This is a genomic window from Nocardioides sp. GCM10028917, assembly GCF_042666175.1.
Classification (GTDB): Bacteria; Actinomycetota; Actinomycetes; order Propionibacteriales; family Nocardioidaceae; genus Nocardioides.
In genome coordinates, this window is the sequence record NZ_JBHTFL010000005.1 from 39434 (window position 1) to 58214 (window position 18781).

Annotated in this window: 15 protein-coding genes; 2 read left to right on the top strand and 13 right to left on the bottom strand. The window is 68.0% G+C overall.

Annotation, left to right across the window (positions count from 1 at the left end):
* Window positions 1-8: 8 nt before the first annotated feature.
* From ACFQW6_RS07295 to ACFQW6_RS07340, 10 genes are all read right to left on the bottom strand, one after another.
* A complete protein-coding gene (locus ACFQW6_RS07295; RefSeq protein WP_378542805.1) occupies window positions 9-1556 on the bottom strand; it encodes an ATP-binding protein in 1548 nt (515 codons plus the stop codon).
* On the bottom strand, window positions 1556-3061 hold the full coding sequence (locus ACFQW6_RS07300) for an SCO6880 family protein (protein ID WP_378542807.1): 1506 nt from the start codon (window positions 3059-3061) through the stop codon (window positions 1556-1558). The genes ACFQW6_RS07295 and ACFQW6_RS07300 overlap by 1 nt, the downstream gene beginning before the upstream one ends.
* Before the next feature lie 66 nt (window positions 3062-3127).
* Entirely contained in the window at window positions 3128-5185 is a 2058-nt protein-coding gene (locus ACFQW6_RS07305) for a type IV secretion system protein (protein ID WP_378542809.1), read from the bottom strand.
* A complete protein-coding gene (locus tag ACFQW6_RS07310) occupies window positions 5182-6000 on the bottom strand; it encodes a hypothetical protein (protein ID WP_378542811.1) in 819 nt (272 codons plus the stop codon). Before ACFQW6_RS07310 ends, ACFQW6_RS07305 begins: the two co-directional genes overlap by 4 nt.
* Window position 6001: 1 nt before the next feature.
* A complete protein-coding gene (locus ACFQW6_RS07315) occupies window positions 6002-6898 on the bottom strand; it encodes a hypothetical protein (RefSeq protein WP_378542813.1) in 897 nt (298 codons plus the stop codon).
* The gene (locus ACFQW6_RS07320; protein ID WP_378542815.1) at window positions 6898-7182 is read right to left on the bottom strand and encodes a hypothetical protein; all 285 of its coding nucleotides are present in this window, start codon (window positions 7180-7182) and stop codon (window positions 6898-6900) included. Before ACFQW6_RS07320 ends, ACFQW6_RS07315 begins: the two co-directional genes overlap by 1 nt.
* 47 nt (window positions 7183-7229) lie before the next feature.
* Window positions 7230-8078: a hypothetical protein gene (locus ACFQW6_RS07325; protein WP_378542817.1), complete on the bottom strand. Its 849-nt coding sequence runs from the start codon at window positions 8076-8078 to the stop codon at window positions 7230-7232.
* Window positions 8075-8293 carry a hypothetical protein gene (locus tag ACFQW6_RS07330; protein ID WP_378542819.1) on the bottom strand — a complete coding sequence of 73 codons (219 nt, stop codon included), beginning with the start codon at window positions 8291-8293 and terminating at the stop codon, window positions 8075-8077. Before ACFQW6_RS07330 ends, ACFQW6_RS07325 begins: the two co-directional genes overlap by 4 nt.
* A 45-nt stretch (window positions 8294-8338) precedes the next feature.
* Window positions 8339-9304 carry a hypothetical protein gene (locus ACFQW6_RS07335; RefSeq protein ID WP_378542821.1) on the bottom strand — a complete coding sequence of 322 codons (966 nt, stop codon included), beginning with the start codon at window positions 9302-9304 and terminating at the stop codon, window positions 8339-8341.
* Window positions 9305-9848: 544 nt separating this feature from the next.
* On the bottom strand, window positions 9849-12743 hold the full coding sequence (locus tag ACFQW6_RS07340; protein ID WP_378542823.1) for an ATP-binding protein: 2895 nt from the start codon (window positions 12741-12743) through the stop codon (window positions 9849-9851).
* Between the two features lie 957 nt (window positions 12744-13700).
* Between ACFQW6_RS07340 and ACFQW6_RS07345 the strand changes: the two genes are divergently transcribed.
* Complete coding sequence (locus ACFQW6_RS07345; protein WP_378542825.1) at window positions 13701-13862, top strand: hypothetical protein; 162 nt, start codon at window positions 13701-13703, stop codon at window positions 13860-13862.
* Between the two features lie 114 nt (window positions 13863-13976).
* A complete protein-coding gene (locus ACFQW6_RS07350; protein ID WP_378542827.1) occupies window positions 13977-15236 on the top strand; it encodes a hypothetical protein in 1260 nt (419 codons plus the stop codon).
* A gap of 259 nt (window positions 15237-15495) precedes the next feature.
* On the opposite strand, the gene ACFQW6_RS07355 is transcribed toward ACFQW6_RS07350, so the two are convergent.
* The 3 genes from ACFQW6_RS07355 to ACFQW6_RS07365 all read right to left on the bottom strand — a co-directional run bounded on the left by ACFQW6_RS07355 (window position 15496) and on the right by ACFQW6_RS07365 (window position 18747).
* Window positions 15496-16527: a hypothetical protein gene (locus ACFQW6_RS07355; protein WP_378542829.1), complete on the bottom strand. Its 1032-nt coding sequence runs from the start codon at window positions 16525-16527 to the stop codon at window positions 15496-15498.
* Between the two features lie 248 nt (window positions 16528-16775).
* Window positions 16776-18293, bottom strand: coding sequence for a hypothetical protein (locus tag ACFQW6_RS07360; RefSeq protein ID WP_378542831.1), 1518 nt, complete (start codon window positions 18291-18293; stop codon window positions 16776-16778).
* A complete protein-coding gene (locus ACFQW6_RS07365) occupies window positions 18283-18747 on the bottom strand; it encodes a hypothetical protein (RefSeq protein WP_378542833.1) in 465 nt (154 codons plus the stop codon). The genes ACFQW6_RS07360 and ACFQW6_RS07365 overlap by 11 nt, the downstream gene beginning before the upstream one ends.
* Window positions 18748-18781 lie beyond the last annotated feature (34 nt).

The window sequence follows — 18781 nt, forward strand, 5'->3', positions numbered from 1 at the left end:
CGAGCGCTTCAGCCGGCGGCCTCGATGGCCTCGTTGGTGTAGTAGATCTTCTTCTCCAGCGGGTGGAGCACCGTCTGGACCTTGTAGGTGGCGTCTCCGACGCACCACAGCGCTCGGCCCTTGTCCTGCATCGCCCACCCGGAGACGAGGTCCTGGGCGATCGGGCCGAAGCCGAGCATCGAGTCGAGCTCGCGCGCGACGCGCGGCTTCTGGCCGCCGAGGATCTTGATGTCAGCGAGCTCGAGGAGGTCCTTGGCGATCATCGCGGCCTGGGAGTCGGCGTCGCCGACCGAGAGCAGGTCGGAGGGCTTGTGCAGGTTGGCGAACTGGATGTCGCCGCCCTTGCCGGCCATGCCGCGCGAGAGCCGCAGGTCGGCGTCGAAGCTCATCACCGCGGAGACGCCGAGGCGCATCTGCTTCCAGACCTCGTCGCGCACGACGATGCGCAGGTCGCCGGGCTCGGCGATCTCGCGCAGTCCGCGGCCCCAGGAGTTCATGCACAGCAGCGCGACGCCCACGGCCTCTTCGCCCAGTCCATCGAGCCGGGAGAGGCTGAACGACTGGATCGGGGCGCGCCAATCGACCTCGATGTTGGTGAAGTCGTCGAAAAGACCGGCCAGGCTCCCGGTGACCAGCTCGCCGAGCGCGTTGCGCAGCAGCCGAGTCTGGTCGAGGAACTGGCGGGGGCTCCCGTACTCGCACGCCCGGACGAGCTCCTCGGTGGGATTGCGCAGCAGGTCCCACAGCCGCGGGATGGTGGTCTCGGTGAGGATCGAGTTGCCGGGGGCGTAGCCGGTGAGGATCCCCAAGGCGTTGCGGACGACGTCGCCCTCGTCGGGTCCGAACGGCACCCGGCGCTGGTCGTCGAGCTTCATGCTGCCGACCAAGCCGCGGATCAGAACCAGCCAGCGCTTGAAGATGATCGTCGTGCGCCGTCGGGCTTCCTCGGCCGAGAGCTTCTCCCAGTCGTGGCCGAGCGGGCCCATGGCCAGCGGGTTGATTCGTGCCCAGAAGCCGGGGGCGATGACAAACGGCTCGACGCCGAGCGCGCGGCACAGCGACTCGTACTCGTCCTTGGGATCACCCAGGACCAAGGTGCGGTAGCCGAAGGGCATCACCCGCGTGCAAAACGCCTTGGTGGTACCGGACTTGCCGGTGCCCGGCTTGGCGAACTGGAAGATGTTCGGGTTGGTCACCGACACGTCGTCGCGCAGCACCCAGCCGAAGGGGTCGCAGTAGAACGAGCCGCCGGAGAGCTGGTCGACGCCCATCTGCGCCCCGGTCGGCGGCAGGGCCGGCGCAGACACGAACGGCCAGAACACCGGTGCCTGGTCACTCGTCATCCGCCAGGCCTGCGCCGGGGCGGTGGCGGGCGCCCAGCCGCGGCCGCGGCGGGATGCACCGCGGCGCGAGGCGTACTTGAAGATCCGGGGCTCCTTGGCCTCCGGGGCGAGCGTGGGGATCGTGGGCAGGTCGTGGCCGAAGTCGGAGAGCAACGCCGCCATGTCCCTTCCCGACTTGGCGCCGCCGAGGTTCCTGCGGGCGGTGGTGGGCATCAGGCGTCTCCACTCCGGGTCAGGCTCATCCCGACGGGGATGGTCGAGGCGGCGAAACCGACGTCCTGGGCCAGGTCGAGCCGCAGGGGCGCAAACCCGGCGCGGCGGATCGAGGCGTCCAGGCGGCGGCCGAACTCGGTGATCCGCAGCGTCTTGGGAACCGTGACCGTGCACACGGCGTAAGGCCGGACCAGCGCGTTGCCGTGGGCCAGCTTGGCGTCCAGGCCGCGGGCCTTGTGGGCCTCGTCGCGCTGCTTGGCACGGGTCTTGCGGCCGAGCTTCTCGTTCATTCCCTCAGCCAGGTCTGCGGCCCACTCTGCGTTGCCCGACTGCCGGTCGGCCTTGGACTGGGCCACGATCGGAAAGGCGACGACGAACGAGCGTCGCTCACCGGACTCGCTCGGGGTGAGGATCGGCGCCAGGGCGCCCATCGCCACGCCGCGGGTCGGGAGCTTGATGGTGGCGCTGATCGAGTTCCACGCGTCGTGGCTGTAGTGCCGCACCGTCGCGTCGGCGCCCGAGGGCCCGGCCAGCGCCCACGGGACGTCGGCGTTCACGCTCGGGTCCTGCTCCCGCATGGCGAGGGCCTCGACGATGCCGGCGCGATCGCCTGGGGCGAACCCGGTGCGGGACGCCAGGGCGAGCTCCGGCGAGGTGAGCCAGCGGACCGACGTCATCCCCATCGGGCCCCGCAGCTGGGCCTCGATCTCGGCCATCAGCAGGTAGAGCTCGCGGCAGCGGCCCTCGAAGCCACCGCCGGACTCCTTGGCCGACCGAGCGATCCGGGTCTCCGGGACGACGATTGTCACGAACTGCTCGGTGCGAACCGACGCCTGCGTGAGTCCGACCGCGAGGTCGCTGTTGACGACCTCGGACAGCTGGGGGGCGTTGTCGCGGCGGTGCTTGTTGACCCACAGATCGCGCTCGGCGCCGTCCTCGGGGACGGTGCGGACCATAAACAGGATCTCGTCGATCTTCTCGGTGCGGCCGGCGACGTCGAGCAGCCCGGCCAGCGCCTCGCCGTAGCGGCTGCGCTCCTCGGTGTCCTTCATGCCGATGCCGGGGTGGACGATCGAGGCGGTGACTGCCCACGTCTTCGCGGCGTCATCGTGGATTACTCCGACCCGCTGCAGCTGGGAGCCGTGCGGCGGGCCGTCGTGGATCTTGATGCCCTGAAGCACCCCGGGGAGGTCGGGGGTGTCTACGTCCTCTACGCGGCCCTCGGTGGCCTTGGCACGGAACGAGGTCCAGCTGAGCAGCCCGCCGACGGCGTACATCGTCGAGACGAACACCCAGCCGGTGGCCGAGCGGCCTCGGACCGGGATGACGGTGATGGCCAGCAGGAACAGCCAGACCAGGGTGAACAGGAACGCGGAGAACCATGCTCCGCGGCTGATCGCCCAGAACGCCGGCAGGCTGGCCAGCGCCAGGAACATCAGCTGGCCTCCGGAGAGGCCGAAGAACCAGCCGATGCGGTCGCGCTGGTAGTCGGCGTAGATGGTCATCGTCGGTTTCCTTCCCGGGTCACTGCCTGTCGATCGGAGCTGGGGGCAGGTCGTGCGGCGCGTCGGCTACACCGCCACCGGGGGAATCGCGCCACCAGCCGCAGCGGCTCCGCCGGCACCTCCGGCCGCTCCCCCGCCGCCACCGGCGGCCGGCGTCTTGGGCGCTGCTCCGGCACCACCGCCGCCCTGTCCGCCAGAGCCGCCACCCGAGCCACCGCCGGGTCCGCCGCCGGTGGGCGAAGCAGGCGGGGCATGCGGGGGCGGCGGGGTCGGCAACGGCGAGTCGTCGTCCCCGCCGTTCTGCGAGCCGGGGTGGGTGCCGCCACTCTGGTCGCCGGGCTGACCGCTGGACTGGCCGGACTGGCGGCCACCCATGCCGCTGAAATCGGGTCCGTAGGTGCTCTGCCCGACGCCGGCCTGGTTGGTCTCGTCCGACATCAGGGACGTGGCCTTCGCTCCGGCGCTGCTGACCATCCCGAGCCCGGCAGCGAACGCCTGTCCGACCGGGCCGAAGCTGCCGAGGACGCCCTGGGTGGACTTGTTGAACCGATCGCCGGTCGAGGCCTCGGCGCTATGCTCACCCGACGAGCGACCGTTGCCGTCGGTGGTCGACGCGGCCGACGAGCCGCAGCCGGCACCGCCGCCGCTCAGCAGCCCGTGGAGGCCGCCCTGGATGGCCATTCCCTGACGGAACGACGCGCCGCTGGACGTGCCGGGGTCGACGAAGGCCAGAAGCTTGAACAGCGCCAGCGGCGCGACGACGCTGATCAGGATCGTCATGACCGCCGGCAGTGCCGTGCCGAACGCCTTGGCGGTGCTGTCTGCGAGGTGGGCAGCGACGCCGTTGGCGAACTGCACGCCGATGCCCAGCACCATCACCATCAGCACCGGTGTGAACGCCGCGGCGTGGAACCAGCGCAGCGACTTCCAGAACCAGGAGCGGGTGAAGTCGGAGACCAACCCGGCCGCGGCGAGCGGACCGGTGGCGACCAGGACCAGCAGCGAGGCCGCCCGGGCGAGGTAGACCAGGACGTGCCCGATCGCGGCTAGCCACAAGAAGATGCCAAGGAAGGCCAGCGCGGTGGCCACGCCGGACTCGGTGATGTCGTCGACGCCGAGGCCGCCCAGGGGATCCCAGTCTGGCCAGGTCTGCACCTGGAGAAGCGACTTCATCAGCGCCTTGGTGATGGCGCCGCAGGCCGCGACGATCATGACGCAGTAGCCGAACCAGCAGGCGCAGACCAGGACGAACTGGCCTGCGCCGATGAACGCCCGCGCGAGGCCCTTGCCCTCTCGTTTGAAGGCCGCGGCGCCGAGCTGGATCATCGCCAGGATGACCACCAGGGCGAGTGCGAGCCAGAGGGTGAAGGTGTAGAGGTCCTTGCCGGGTCCGTCGTTGCTCAGGTCGGGGGTCAAGAACAGCTCGCTGAATGTGAGCACGATGCGCAGCACGAACAGGCCGGAGCTCCAGACCGCGAGCATTGCCGAGGTCCAGGCATCGGCCGCCGCCTTGGCGATGACGTCGCCGATGTTCTCGAACGGATTGGGGATGTCACCGAGGCCCGGGATGCCGGCGCCGAAGAGGTCCCCCACGTTCGGGAGTCCGGGGATGCCGGGCACCCCCGGGACGCCAGGGATTCCGATCCCCGGGAGCCCGGCGTCGCAGATCGCGTCGAGCAGCCCACACCCGCCGACGCCCGGCACCACTCCCCCGACTCCCTTTGCGCAGTCGGTGAGGCTGGGGTTATCGAGGCACTCCTGGACGCCCTCGACCTGGTCCTCGATCTCGTCCTTGACGCCACCGGCCGCGGCCTTGCCGCAGCCGACCGGGTCCTCCGCGCACTCGACGGCGTCGCCGCCGAGGTCGCACAGTTCGTCGGGACCAAGACAGCTCATCTTGAGAGAGCGGGCCAGCGCCTGGCTGGGGGTCTCGACCGTGGCGACCTGCGCTGTGCTGGCCGCTGCGCTGGCCGCCGTGCTGGCCGCCGCGCTGGTCGCCGGTTCGGCTGCGGCGGCGGGCGCCTGAAGAGCTGTGGCGGCTCCGAGGAGCGTGGTGAGGACCAGGACCGCCAGGGCGCCGATGCCCAGCCGAGTGACCCGGCGAAAGAGATCAGCGGTGCTCACTGGGGTGCTCCGTTGATCGGGATCCAGCCGGCCTGCTTGTACTGCGGGGCGCCCGGCGCGACCGCCTTAGGCTGTCCGGTGGAGACCAAGTGCTCGATGTCTGCGGTGCTGCCCGAGACCAGTCGCCAGTCGCCCACGCCGTCGACCTCGAGCCACCGCATGAGCTGGGTGCCGGCGTAGAGGCCGTCGCTGACGTTGCCGTTGGCAGTGGTGAGGGTGACGTAGCTGAGCAGGTTCACCGCGTAGTAGCCGGTGTCGAGCTCCTCGAGTGTGTAGGCGATCGGCGTCACGGCGTACGACGCGGGCGGGGGGACGTCCCCCTCCTTCGGGACGCCGGCCTGCTGACGGCGCAGCGCCACAGCGTCGCGGGCGCGCTGCTCGAAGACGGCCTTGTCCTCGGGGTTGGCGTACAGGCCAGCGACGGTGGCGGCCTGGTCGTAGTCGAACCCGAACTGCGCCTTGGCGACCTCGACCTGCAGCGCGACCGCGCCCAGGTCGGTCTGGGGGAACTGGGTCGGGTAGCCGTCGACCTGGTCGGCGCCGGTCGGGATCACGACGCCGTCTGCGGGTGCGGCCTCCGGGGCGACCTGGTCGACCTGGTCGAGTGAGACGTTCCGCCCCTGCTGCCCGGTCTGGCTCGAGGAGTCCCGGGGGGTCTTGTCGGCTCCGCTGTTGTCATCGGTCCGGCCGCGCGCTCCGAGCCAGACGGCGGTGGCCACGAGGGCGGCGATCACCGCCAGGACCCCCACGCGCAGCAGGGTCGTACGGGACTCCCCCGTCGGGTCCTTGATCCGACTGCTCATCCCGTTGCGCATGTCAGTGCTCCTCTTCCGTGTCGCCGGGGTGGGCGGGTTCGGCGGTGTGGTCGGTGGACCAGGCGCGCCAGCCGGCCTCGTGCCCCAGCTGGGTGCCGGGCCAGGTCGCGGGTGCGGGTGCAGGCGGAGCGCCGGGGGCGACCATCCAGCGGCCGCCGACCCACTGCATGCGCTCGCAGTGCGCGAAGGCGATCTGGCCTTCGGACTTGTACGTGGCGCTGACCTTCATCAGCACGCACACCGTCGCCCAGTCGGGGCCGTCGGTGCCCTTGACCAGCGCGGCGGCCGGCTCCAGAGACACCGAGGCGCTGGGGTCCTTGACTTCGCCCATCCCGGTGCTGGAGAGAAACGCACGGACGCTGGCGGTGATCCACCAGTCCTCCGCACTGACCCCGCCGGGCAGCGCCCAGGCGTTGTAAACCTCCTCGGCGGTGCTCAGGCTCATCGACTGCAGCACCGCGAGGTCGATCTGGGCGAGCTGGCCGACCGCGCCCTCCGGGGTGTGCGGGAACCCGGTCACCACGAACGCGGGCCCGTTGACTCCGGTCCCGGTCGGGACGTTGATCTCCGGTGCATTGGCGCGGGGGGTCCCCGAGCCTGCTGGCGGGAAGGCGGCGCTCTCGGGCACGGTCAGCATCGGCACGGCCGCGATCTCATCGCGATGCGCGGCACCGCGGGCCACCGTCGAGCGCACGGTCTCGCCGGTGGCGACGCCGGTGTTCGCGCTGGTCTCGTCGCCGATGCCGGCGATCGCCAGGTAGACCGCGTACGCGAGGCCGGCGAGCAGGAGTACAGCCACGGCGACGGCGGCGGCCAGGATGCCGAGCAGCCTGCGCTGGCTCCACTCGCTGGTGCCTTGCTCGAAGGGAGCTGCCTTCTTCGCGGCCGCGCGCCGCATCAGATGCAGCCCTTGCCGAGGATCCCGTTGAGCATCCCGGGGAGCACCAGGTAGGCGATCGCGCAGGCGAAGACGACCACCACCGAGATCACGCCGACCTTGGAGGCGTGCGGCAGGGAGAACACTCGGCCGGCGATGATCGCGGCGATGGCGATGATGATGCCCAGACCGAACAGGACGATGACGCCCCACAGCACGTAGCTGGTGATCTCGTTGGTGGGGCCGACAGCACCCGGAGGCGCCTTCGGGCAGACAGCCATCACGGTGCTTGCGGTTGCGGTCATGACGTCCATGGGGGATTCCCTTTTCTGGGTTGCTGACCCCGGGAGGGTCAGGCGCCTTCGCTGGTGTCGGTGGGCCGCTGTGCGGGCTCGAGCAGCCGACGTGCTGCCGAGATGAGGGGGGCAGGGACGGGGCGGGAGTCCAGGCCGTTGACCGCGAGCTCGCGGTCAACGGGGATCTCCACGCACCTTTCCGCGACCAGGGCGCGGTGGACGGCGGGGCCGCCGGCGTGCTCGAGGCCGCGCGGCCACTTCTTGCGGCGTGGCCCGCGGACGGCGAGGGCGATCTGCTCGGGCTGCCAAGGGGACAGCAGGTCCATGGCGACTCCCGCGCGACGCATCCCGGGGACGGTGGCGGTTGTGACCAGGACGATCTGGTCGGCGGCGCGGACGGCCTCGGCCAGCCAGCAGTCGGTGGCCAGCAGCTGGCCGGCCTCCCAGCCGATGTCGAGAATGGTCAGCTGTGTCTCGTTCTGAGCCTCGATGGGCGGCGGGACCTCGTCGACGCCGGCGAGGACCTCGCTGGCGCGCTCGAGCAGGACGTGGTCGCGCTTGCCCTGACGCCAGTCCCTCTGGTGGAGGCCGAGCTCGGCGGTGCTCGCCGCGGCGAGTCCGGAGGTGGTGACCGAGCAGCACTCGATGACTCGGACCGGGGCAGCTGCGGCGAGACCGGTGGCCAGGGCGACGGTGCTCGCGCCCACCGAGCCGGCGGACCCGAGAACGGCGATGGTGTGCTCGCCGTGGACCGGTGACCAGTTGTCCTCGGCGGCGGCGGCGCCGCGGCCGCGGGGACCCCTACCGGCGCCGGTCCTGGTGCGGAACTCGCCGGCGTTCAGTGCGTGCCAGGCCCGCTTGAGTTCGTCGACACCGACCGGGCGGCTCGGGGACCGGGTGCTCACTGGGCCCCCCTGAGGGCGCATCGCCGGAACGCGAGCGCGGCGCGGATCTCGGCCGGGGTCAGGATCGCCAGCTGAGCCTTCGCGGCCTGCACTTCGTGCAGCTGGGCGACGCAGCCGGTCAGCTGCTCGACCGCCTCGATCTCGCGGCCGGCGATCGCGAACAGCTCGGCGATCTGCTCAGGCGTACGGGGCTCGCCGTCGTGGGTGTTCGTCATGGGCTTCACCTCCAGTCGCCTATGTGTCGCGGGTGGCGCGAGCGATCACTTCCGGGCTGATTCGTCATGGCCAAACTTCCTCGGGGCGGCCGCGGCGAGGGCGCGCATGGTTCGCGAGCCGTGGCGACGGACCGTTGCCTCAGAGACCCCGATGCGGGGCGCGACCCGGCTGGACACCTCATTGCTGAGGAGTCCGCCATACCCACGCGCCAGCCTGCGGGTCTCGACTCGGTCGGCCTCCTCGACCAAGCACAGCAACAGGTACCGATCCGCGGCGCTGATCACCTTGTGGTCGCAGGCCCACGCGAGCAACTCCAGGAGCTCCTCGGCGGCCGACTGCTCGTCCTGCTCGGGTCCGGCAGCGGCGAGGATCTCGGGTCGGTGGAACAGCGTGCCGGCGGCCCGCTCCGTCGGCATCTCAGCCGAGTAGCCGGCACCGCCGTCGACGCTCGTCAGGTCGCCGGCTGAGAAAGACTCGACGAGCGTGGTGTTGGCCCAGGAGCGGTCGGCGCGGGAGACGTAGAAGAAGCCGCCGACCTCGCGGAGGACACCGACGCGGGTGTTGATCAAGATGTTGGCCGCGACCTTGCGGGTCCGGCGCCACTTGAACGTGCGGACCTCGATCCATAGCTGCGAGGCCACCAGCTCGTCGATCCGCTCGACTGCTGACCAGGCGCCGGCCATAACCGGCTGGCTGTCGCGGAAGACCTCGCGTGGCGGGAGGGTGCTCAGCCAGCACGCGAGCCGACAGGCGCCGGGCAGCAAGCACTTGGCCAGAGCGGCCGCAGCTGCGATGTCGTCGCCACCGTCGGGGGCCGCCAGCATGGCCAGCGCGAGGAGGACCTGGTCGGAGGTTTCGTGGTCCACCGCCGGCAACCAGGAGCGGAGGTCGTCGAAGTTGTCGACCACACCGAGGCGCGGATCTGCGGCCACCCAGGCCGGCCACTTCTGGCGGGCCTGGTCGAGCAGTTCGCTGTTGTCGTCGAGGCCAAGCTGGTCGCCCACACTCATCGCGCTCGCTCCTTTCGTCCGTGGCTGAGCACGGCAGAAAAGATCGCGAGCGGGCGTACCCGCATCCGTCCCCCCAACCCCTGATTTCGAGCGGGGACGCCTGCTCGACGGGGATACGGTCTTTGCGTTTGCGCAGGTCAGAGCGGGGGGACGCCCCCGTCCCCCCGAAAACTGAAGAAGTTCCCGGCCGACCCTTGCGCGGCCTTCTTATCGAGATGCTGCGAAGACTGAAACTCGACGGCGTTGTTGAACACCTCCCGTTACGTCAGCCTCGATCGCGCATCTGCGCAGTCACCGAGCCGCGTCGACCCCCAAGATGCGACATTGCGCAGGTGTTGGAGGAGCGGCATCCCGTCGCTGCTCCAGGCGAATATCCCGCAGAGGGATCGGCTTGCGGGACGGAATGCACCCGAGCGTCGACCGCAGGGCGGCCGCGCTTGACAGTCATAGGCGGCGGTATGACGTACGTCGGAGAGATCGAGCCGACGGCGTAGAGGTTCGCCAGCACGCCTATTGGAGAGGGGTATGCCTCGGAGCGCCGCCCTCACTGCCCGGTGGCGTTGATAGCCAGACGGAGAGGTACATGCGTACGGGCGTCGGCTGCTGCTCGGCGTAGCAGCCGTCTGCCAAGAGTGCCTTGGTGCTGACGAAGGGCGGCCTGTGCGCCTCGCCAGCGACAGTACGCGGCGTCGTGGGGGCGGTTGCGTAGGTCCCATGTGGCGGCCGCGTCCGTCCATGCCGACACGAGGTCAGTCCGCATGAGGCGCGCCAGTTCCGCACGCCAGAGCGATCGCCACGCGGGGACGAGGATCCCTGTCGCCGTGGCACCGAATGGGTCGACATGGGCCTGCTCGAGCAGAGTCAGCAGGTGTCTTTGCGTCCCCTCCCGTTCGGCGTCGGATGCCTGGTCGAGGTCCATCAAGTCAGCGTACGCACGAGCGCACCAGGCGAGCGTGGGCGCGGCGGTTCGTGCGTTGTCAGTGAGGAGGGTTTCGGCCAGCGTCTGCTCGAGAAGGACGATCGCGGCGGCCGGCGATCCGGCCCAGATGTGGACCTCGGCGTACTGCGGGACCACCTCGGCCCAGTTCGAACCCCGACTGCCTTGTGCGGCGTCGGCCGTGGCGCAACGGTGGAGGGCGGTTGTGATGTGCCCGCGACGTAGCTCGACGGCTGCGTAGGTGATGTGCGACATCGCCGTGTTGAGGGTCGGCGCTTGACCGACGTCCGGCTCGAGCATCTGCGCGCACAGGTCGACATCGCCGGCGCGGAGGTAGGCCTCAGCTACGTTGCCCCGCAACACGGCTGCGAGGAAACGCTCGTCCAGATTCCATCGCGCGGCCACTTCCAGGGGTTCAGCGGCTACGGCGGTCAACATGGCTGGCGGAGCGCCGGTGTGTAACAGGATGTCGGTAGCGTTCACGGCGAGAGCAAGGTCTGCGTGCGGGTCGGCGCCAGGCTCTGCGGCGGCACGTGCGTCTCCGATGAGTTCCCGGGCACGGTCGTATTCGCCGTCGGCCATCGCGTACCACGCCGACCACATGAGAACCCGCTGCAGCCGAGCTCCATCGTCGTAGTCGGCGAGCAGTTCCATCGCTCGCGCCAAGTCAACGCGACAATCGTCCATGCGACCGGCATCCGACAGGTTCGCCACCCGCGCAAGAAGCACGTCGACCAGCTCCACCGATGGGGGCACCACATCGACCAGCTGTCTCGCCTGATCGAGGAACTCCACGCCTTTTCCCTGGTCGCCGCCGTAGCAGTGGATCGCGCCGGCCAACCTGAGCACCCGCACGCGTATCGGGTCGCCGAGGTCGAGTGCGAGGGCTCGGTTGACGAGAGCACGAGAAGAGTCGATGTCTTGGCTGTCTGCAGCCGCGTCCGCGGCCTCGCAGAGCATCTGCCACAGCGGGACGTCGACGGCCCGGTCCGTTAGGTCGCGTAGCACCAGGACGCGCAGCCAGTTCTCTAACGCCTCCGCTGGAGCGTGCCGCTCGCGGGCGCGTTGGGCGGCGGCGATGCGCCACTCGATCTCCTCGTCGGGGCGTGAGGCCTCGTGCCAGTGTCGGGCGACCTCGCCCGGCTCGACGTCGGGAAGCGTGGCCAGCACGGCCGCGAGGCGGGCATGCACGGTGGATGCCTCGCCGGGGAGTAGTCGACGTCTGATGGCATCCTGGAGCAACGGATGAGCCAACGCCACGCGCTCGGTCACTCCAACTCGCAGCACGCGGCGCTCGGCCAAACCTGCAAGCCCGCGCAACTGCTCCGATGTCGACAACCCCGTGGCCTGCTGAAGCGTGTCCGGAGCCAGCGGCCGTGCGGCGACGCCCAGGACGCGAGCCACCTGCCAAGGCTCGCCCTCAAGCTGGCCGAGCCGGAGGTCGAGCAAGTTGGCCAACTGCTGCGGGACCTCGCCGTCATGCGAGCCGGCCAGCTGATCGGTGTACAGCGGAAGTCCCTGTCCCAGCCCATGAATGCGGTCGACGACGGCGTCAGGCGGCGTCTCGCCGTATGTCAGCCGCAACTGGTCGGCCGTCTCCTCCCGGGTGAAGGGTTCCAACACCAGCGAGGTCACGGCGCGGTTCCGGCGGATGCGCGCCTCCCATTCGCGATGCGTTGGAGAGACGTCAGGGTCCTCAAGCCGCCACGTGCCGACCAGGGGCAGACCGAGTCCCCAGCTGAGAGCCTGCTCCACCAGATCCAGCGTGGGCATGTCGGCCCAGTGCAGGTCGTCGAGCACCAAAGCCACCGGTCGGATCCGAGCCAGCGCCTCCAAGACCTCGACGACCGCCATGGACATGCGGTGGCGTGCGAACTCGCCGCTCGCTACTTCCGAAGCATCGTCGGAGAGCTCAGGCAGCAACGGCGCCAACGCCCCAGTCACGTACGGTCGGCAATGCCCCAGTGCCTGTTCGAGCCATCGGCCGTCGTCCACTCTGGCCACCGTGCGCACGACGTCCGCGATCGGCATGAGCGGCATAGCGGCAGACAGAGGGAGGCAGTGACCGATGGCCACGAAGACGTCGGTCGATGACACGGCGGACTCGACAAGCACGGACTTGCCGATGCCAGCCTCTCCAGCCACGAGAACGAGCCCGTCTCCACCCGCGAGATGACGTCTAAGGACGGCGACTTCGACTCGGCGCCCGGCCATACCAGGCACGTCCTGTGCCGCAGCGCCGGTCGGCATCGTGGCGCTCACCCAAAGCTCGTGGAAGTAGGCCACGTCGCCGTCCATGGCCTGTACGAGCAGCTCCAACGTCCCCCACGACGGGACGGTCGGAGTCGAGAAGGCTTTGGAAACGGTTGTGTGAGAGACGCCCGTCGCCCTCGCGAGAGTGCGCAGGGACGGCCATCCCGCGCTGTGGTGAAGTGCGTGGAGGGCATCGACAAGGTCGCGATGCGCTCCGAACGGCACGTCCGGGCGCGGCAGGGCGCTCATCCCCACCTCCCTCACCCGTACGGATGGCGTTAGCCCCAGAATCGACCGTGCCCGCCATTCTGTCTAGGTGGTGACGAGGGTGGACCGAAGCGTTTGCAGCAGCTTGCCAGGCACTGCTCAGCAACGCTGCCTGGTCCCCAAGCGGCGGAATGCCGCACCTCTGCCTGGCGCCACTTCGGGCGCACCATCGTTGTCGGTGGTCCTGTAGATGCTGCGCCCATGGAACTCTTCATTGCACTGGTGCCCGGCGTGGCCTCCGGGTTGCTGGGCAGTTATGCGGGATACCGGCTCTCGAGTCGCGCCACGCGCGCAACAGAGACGCGCGCTATCCGCCGCGAAGCGGCTGCTGACCTATGCGCGCCGCTTCGAGACCTACGAGGCATGTCTCGGCGCTGGGGGCGAGTCGAGTTGGCACAGGTCGAAGTCGGCTCCTCCGTGGTTGCATGGTCCGAGGCATTCGATCGGCAGGGCCACCGACTGCCGGCCGACTGGCGACATGTGGGTCGAAGCGTCCGAGCCGCGGTCGGTGAGGTGTTTGGGGGCGTCGCCATCGCGCACTTACGACCGGAGATGGCCGCGTACCCATTGGCAGAGCCGGACTTCAAGTGGCAGGACTTCGCGGACGACTACATCACCCACGTGCTCGACGCGCTTGTGCGATGGGGCGATAGCGACCGTTCAGCTCGAGCACTCCGAGACTTCGACAGCTGGCTCGAGGAGACGGGTCGGCGCGCGAGGCGTCCCGCCTAGCGGCTGGAATGACGCGCGGTGCGGGTGCCACCAACACGCTGAGCCCGCCACTGGGCTTGAACTAGGTCAAGCGGCCCAAGGTGTGCGAGAGCGAGAACGGCTCAAGATTGCCGTCATGTCAGACTCCGCTCATGGGCGAATCCGGCGAGGTCTACATTCTGCACAACTGCAGCTTCCAAAGTCTGGGGCGATCAGCAGTGGGTAGTCGTGAAGGACGACGTCGAGCTGCGTGAGGTCGCCTTGCACAACGATCGGAGCCAATACGAGCTGGTGCTCGCGGAGAAGATCAAGAAGTTCCTGTCCAGCGTCACGACGCCAACGGCGCGCTCTTCGACCTCTTCTTCGCCAACCCGTACTTCCAGACCATGATGCTCAACTACTGTCCGGGACCTACGACGAGCTCCGCTCTGGGGCCAGCTGAGCTCGATGGACGACGGGCACCGACTGCGTGTGCTGTCGGTGCGTTGCTACAGGGTTCGACGCATGAGTGGGGAGAGAGTTGACGTGGGCACGGTCATGGCCAGCACCGACTGGCTGGACGAGCAGGAGCCGGGGTACTGGGAGGGCTTCACGGAGCTCACCGAGGTCAACCTATGGCAGCAGTTCGGATTCGCCTACGCCGAGGCTGAGGCGTGGCACGAAGCCTTGAGCGCGGGCTACGACGATCTCGAGGAGTCGGACTTTCCCGCCATTGCGGCTGCCTGGGTGGTCGCGGGGGTCGTGGCGGAGGACTACTCGGACTGGCTCAACGCCCTGGCTCACGTCGATCCCGTTGAGCGACCGAAGGTGGCGCGCCGGTGGCGCGAGTCAGGCTTCGATGCGCAAACCGCCGCGACGTGGGCGGACAACGAAGAGCTCCGCTCGGCCGTATTGCTGGAGAACGCTGGGTGGAGTCGCCGTCAGCGGGACCTTCTCGACCTGTTACTGCGGGATCGCTACAGCGTCGAGGCTCGGCACGAGCTCCTCTCGTGGCCACTGCCTCCGGTCCACGTGCTCGACTACCTGAAGGCGGGTGTCCCACTGTCGCAGTTTGCCTACTACGAGCGACTGCGCAGGGACGGCGACGACATCGCTGATCGCCTGCGCGAGCTCGGTTCCAAGGTCGAGCGCAGCTTCGAGCTGAGCTTCCGCATCGACGAGGTCGCGGCCAGCCTGCGTGGAGACCCGCCCGGGTACTACTCCGAACCCGTGCTCTCGGGTCACACCAACGTCGTAGACACGGTGCACGACCTTGTGATCGATCTGCCGGACGGCTGGGAAGACCCCGTGCTTCTCGACTGGTCGATCTACTCGGACTACTCACGAACGTGGCAACCAGGATCCGAGCTGGACCTCCTCATTCCCGAGGACCACGCATGTCCGCCGAACTTTGACTGGACCGACCTGCACCGGTCGTCCCTCGAAGCGGGCCTTGCAGAGCACGAGGGCGATGACGGAATGACGTTAGAGGTCTCCTGGCCGCCGGACGCCAGCCTGTGGACGCCAGGTCTGCTCAACGTCTTCGACCCGGTGGGATGCGAGGTCCACGAGGACTTCGAGCCGGCCTGCTGGGACTGCACAGTGCCCGATCCTGGCGTCGAGGTCGAGCCGGCTCAATGGCGATGGACGGTCGACGTGACGGTATACGAGCGCCACGAAGACGGTGATGGGCGGTCATCCGTCGACGTTCGGCGTGAACACTTCCTGACGACCGACGTCGACCCCCGAACCGTCGAGTACAGCACCATGGGTCCACTGGTTTAGGCCGTCTCGACGCCTATTCCCGGCGTCGACTCGGTATGTCTGCGGTCCGGACCTGACGGCCGCAGAAGCCCTTCTTCCCCAACCCGACATGCGGCGATATGACTGTGAGCCCAGGAACGCGGCATCGTGTGCCAGCATTCCGCGATTCTCTACTGCTGCTTGAGCAGGCCACTCAAATACAACGTCTCCATAGAGCGGCGCCGCGGCCAACGAGGCGCAGTAGACGGCAGGTCTCTGGCTGGCATGCGGCGGCCCGGACCTAGCTTGCCGCCAAGGCGGACGGGAAGACCTCACTCAGCTGGTGGAGATAGGTGAAGTTATCGTCTCGTGGCCTCGTCGGAGCGGAAGCTAGGTTCACAGCAATGCCGCCGCCGACTGTGCTCAAGGCGAGCACTAGCGGCGTTGCGTGGACTGATACGTCTATGGCTGCTGAGCCTCCGACCGCTGTGGCTCCTGTAGCGACAGTAAGCCAACTTGCACGCTTGACTCCCCAACGGAATCTGGACTTTCCAGCGTTCTGAAGATCAGTGATTGCGGCCGTAAGTCGCTGGGCAAATTCCATGACCACCTCGCGGGGGTTCGCAATCTCTTGGCGAAGCTCGGCAAGCATATTCCTCGAGGCATCCAAGCAGCGCCCGAGCTCATCGGTGTGGCTATTGCGGAACTGGATGACGTCCGCGATGGGCGTGTCGGCGTCCGGGATCGGAAGCAGTTGCCCCACGTCCACCATCCAACTAACTTCCGCTCCCGTGCTCGGGAGAGGGATGGTGGCACATGCGTGGGAGTACCGGTTGTCGGTGGAGGGGACGACCCGGTTACCCGTCTGCTCCTCTAGCAGCATGGACGCTTCCTCGGCCAAACAGGCGATCGATGCAAGTAGGATCTGCGGGTTGCCACGCAGGGCTCCCTCGTGACGGTCATCGTCAACGAGAAGGCGACGCTCACGAAGTCCTTCTTCTACTCGTGAGGGCAACTTGCCTGACCACAATCGCGTGTCGGGAGCGAACCGGTCAGGGACGGTGAGCGTCGACGGGTCGGCATGATCGATCACCTCCGTGATCCTGTCCATCACCCTGTCGAGGACGACGTCGTGCTCAAGCATCATCGGCTCTAGGTGAGTCCGCCTGTAGACGCCCTCGCCTTCCAGGACCCGCAAGTCCTCCTCCCAGACGTACCAACCTTCGCTGGCTGGGCCGGGGGCGAGGCTGGTGAGCGAGTCCCAATACAGCGTCGCCTCGAGGAGGGTCCGCCTGGGCGGATGGACCAGCGGGTAGTAAAGCAGTTCGAACATGACGATTCCGTTCGGTGTCGAGAAGCCGATCCTAAGGCTCCGCGGTGGCTCGGAAAATCGCTGGAGGATGGCGTCTCACGCTGGCCAACCTAGGCCGCTCACGGCGTGCCCAAGCGGAATGGGGCACCTGAGGTGACGCTGACGGCTGGCAGCGGTTGCGCAGGCGACTAGTGAACCGCCGCGATTAAAGCTGGGGCGGGTTCAACGGCCCGAACCACGCGCGATCAAAACACCAAGTATGCCGACGTCTAAACGGAGAACCAGGACCGCAACTGGCTGATCTTCTCCTCGCGCCTGCCCTGCTTGCGCAGAACGAGGGCACGCAGCTCGTACCAGTCAGTCATCAAAGCGGGGGCGTCCTCCAACTGGCCAATGCCCGCGTTGATGGTGTCGTCGACGTGGTCGATTGGATTCCCTGAGAAGGCCAGTCCCCAAGGGGACCAGTAGCCGTCTCCTATGCGTGCATGAAGGGTCCTCTGGATGGCAGACAGGACCTTTTCGTACCAGCCGCGGACCTCGGGGGCGCTGCAGGCTGCGTTCTCCGTGCGGGTCAGCTCCAGCACCTGCACGGACTGCCGCAACAGGGCATCGCAGGGTTTGGATCCGACCTCTGCGAAGTGCTCGTCTACGCCCTCGAGCAGCCTTAGGGGACCGTCCTTGAAGCTTCGCCAGTCGTTGTCCTTGGCGACCTTGGCTGCGTACAGGAAACGTGCCGTGATGCCTTGGAGGACGTCGTCCCGTTCGATCGGCGGCGGGGACTGTAGTGCGTACCACGTGATGACGGCCGTGGTCGTGAGCTCGCGTTGCACTAGGTCGGTGTCACCGCTAGCTAGCAGGTCGTCGACCGTTTGCCCAGCAACGACTTCCAATGCGGCCGTATAGCGAGGCGAGTCTTCGTAGTACGCGGCCGTATAACGCCGCAGCAGTCCCAGCGCGTCCATGCCGTCGGGTGGGTCGGCCCCGCCGACCAAGTGCCAAATGAACAAGAGGTTGAGCACAAATGCGCGACCTTCGACGATGTCGCGCGGACTCAGGTACCCGTCGGGCCCCGCCCCGCGGATGGTCGACCACAGCTCGTTCACCGTGATCTTCTCGTACTGGCGATCCCCGCCGAGCTTGATCGTGGGAAACGTCGTGTTCTCCCCCCAACCTGTCGTGACGTGCCTAGGGAATGCTCCGTGAACCACCTCGTAGAACCGCACAGGGCCGCGGAGCTCGACCTGGGCGTGTCCCAATGGGCCGGATCCGACGAGCGCCTGAGCTGCATCGGGGCCAGCCGGTGTCGACGCGAGCCAATCCATCAGGGGCCCGTCGAAAACGTCGGGGCATTTCTGGGTCAGCAGGGGAGCCCACTTCTGAAATGCTAGGTACTCGCGGCAGAGCTTTCCGTGCAGATTGGCTCCGAACGGAGTGCCAAGTAGGTCGAAGTGGTGGATCCATTCGTGAGAGATGGCGCAGACGCAGGCGCAGATCTCAACCTGGACCTCGGGTTCGAGCTCCGCAAAGTAGCGTCGTGACTCAGGGTCCCAGGGGGCTAGAAGCTGATCTCCGCGGAGCGCCTTTGTGTCGCCGCTGGTCGGGATCTCTAGGAGGAACCAGAAGAAGGACTGCGCCATCTTCGACATGGCCGCCAGCAACGTCGGCGGCACCGAGATCTTGGTTGTGGTCCAGCTGTACGAAGTCTTCTTGAGCTCCTTGTCCAGCGTGCCGTAAGTGAGGTGCTCACGAACAACCTGCAGAGGGGCCCCGTCTGACTCAGTGCTCATCGGCTTCATCCGGCAATGGCTCCAAAGCGCAGAACGCGTCGACGCCTTTGACCAGGAGCACCGCCCCGATAGGTGCGAGAAGGACGACTGCAGCCGCTGGCACGGCGAGACCACCAGCGAGCACGGTCAGCAGGGCGCCGGCCCCGGCGGTCAACGCGTTGTCGATGCTGCTACGGAACTCCTGGTCGCCGCCGCACACAGCCTTGCGTACTTCACGGACGTAAGCCCGGTAGAACCGCAAGGCGAGGTCTCGGCCAGGAAGGTTGAAGTTCATCTGGTCCGAAACCTCATCCGGCAGGAACTCATCCGGCGCGTACCCATCGGTCTGGAGCCGTTGAAGTGCGCCTTCGCTCGCTAACCACACCGCGTCGAAGTCCCCGTCATTCACCGGCACGATGGCCGAAAGCTGCCGCGTCAGGTCCGCAGCCACATCCAAGTTGTTCGTGCTGTTCATGTCCCTCCTCAAGCCTCGATCTGATGCCACCGGT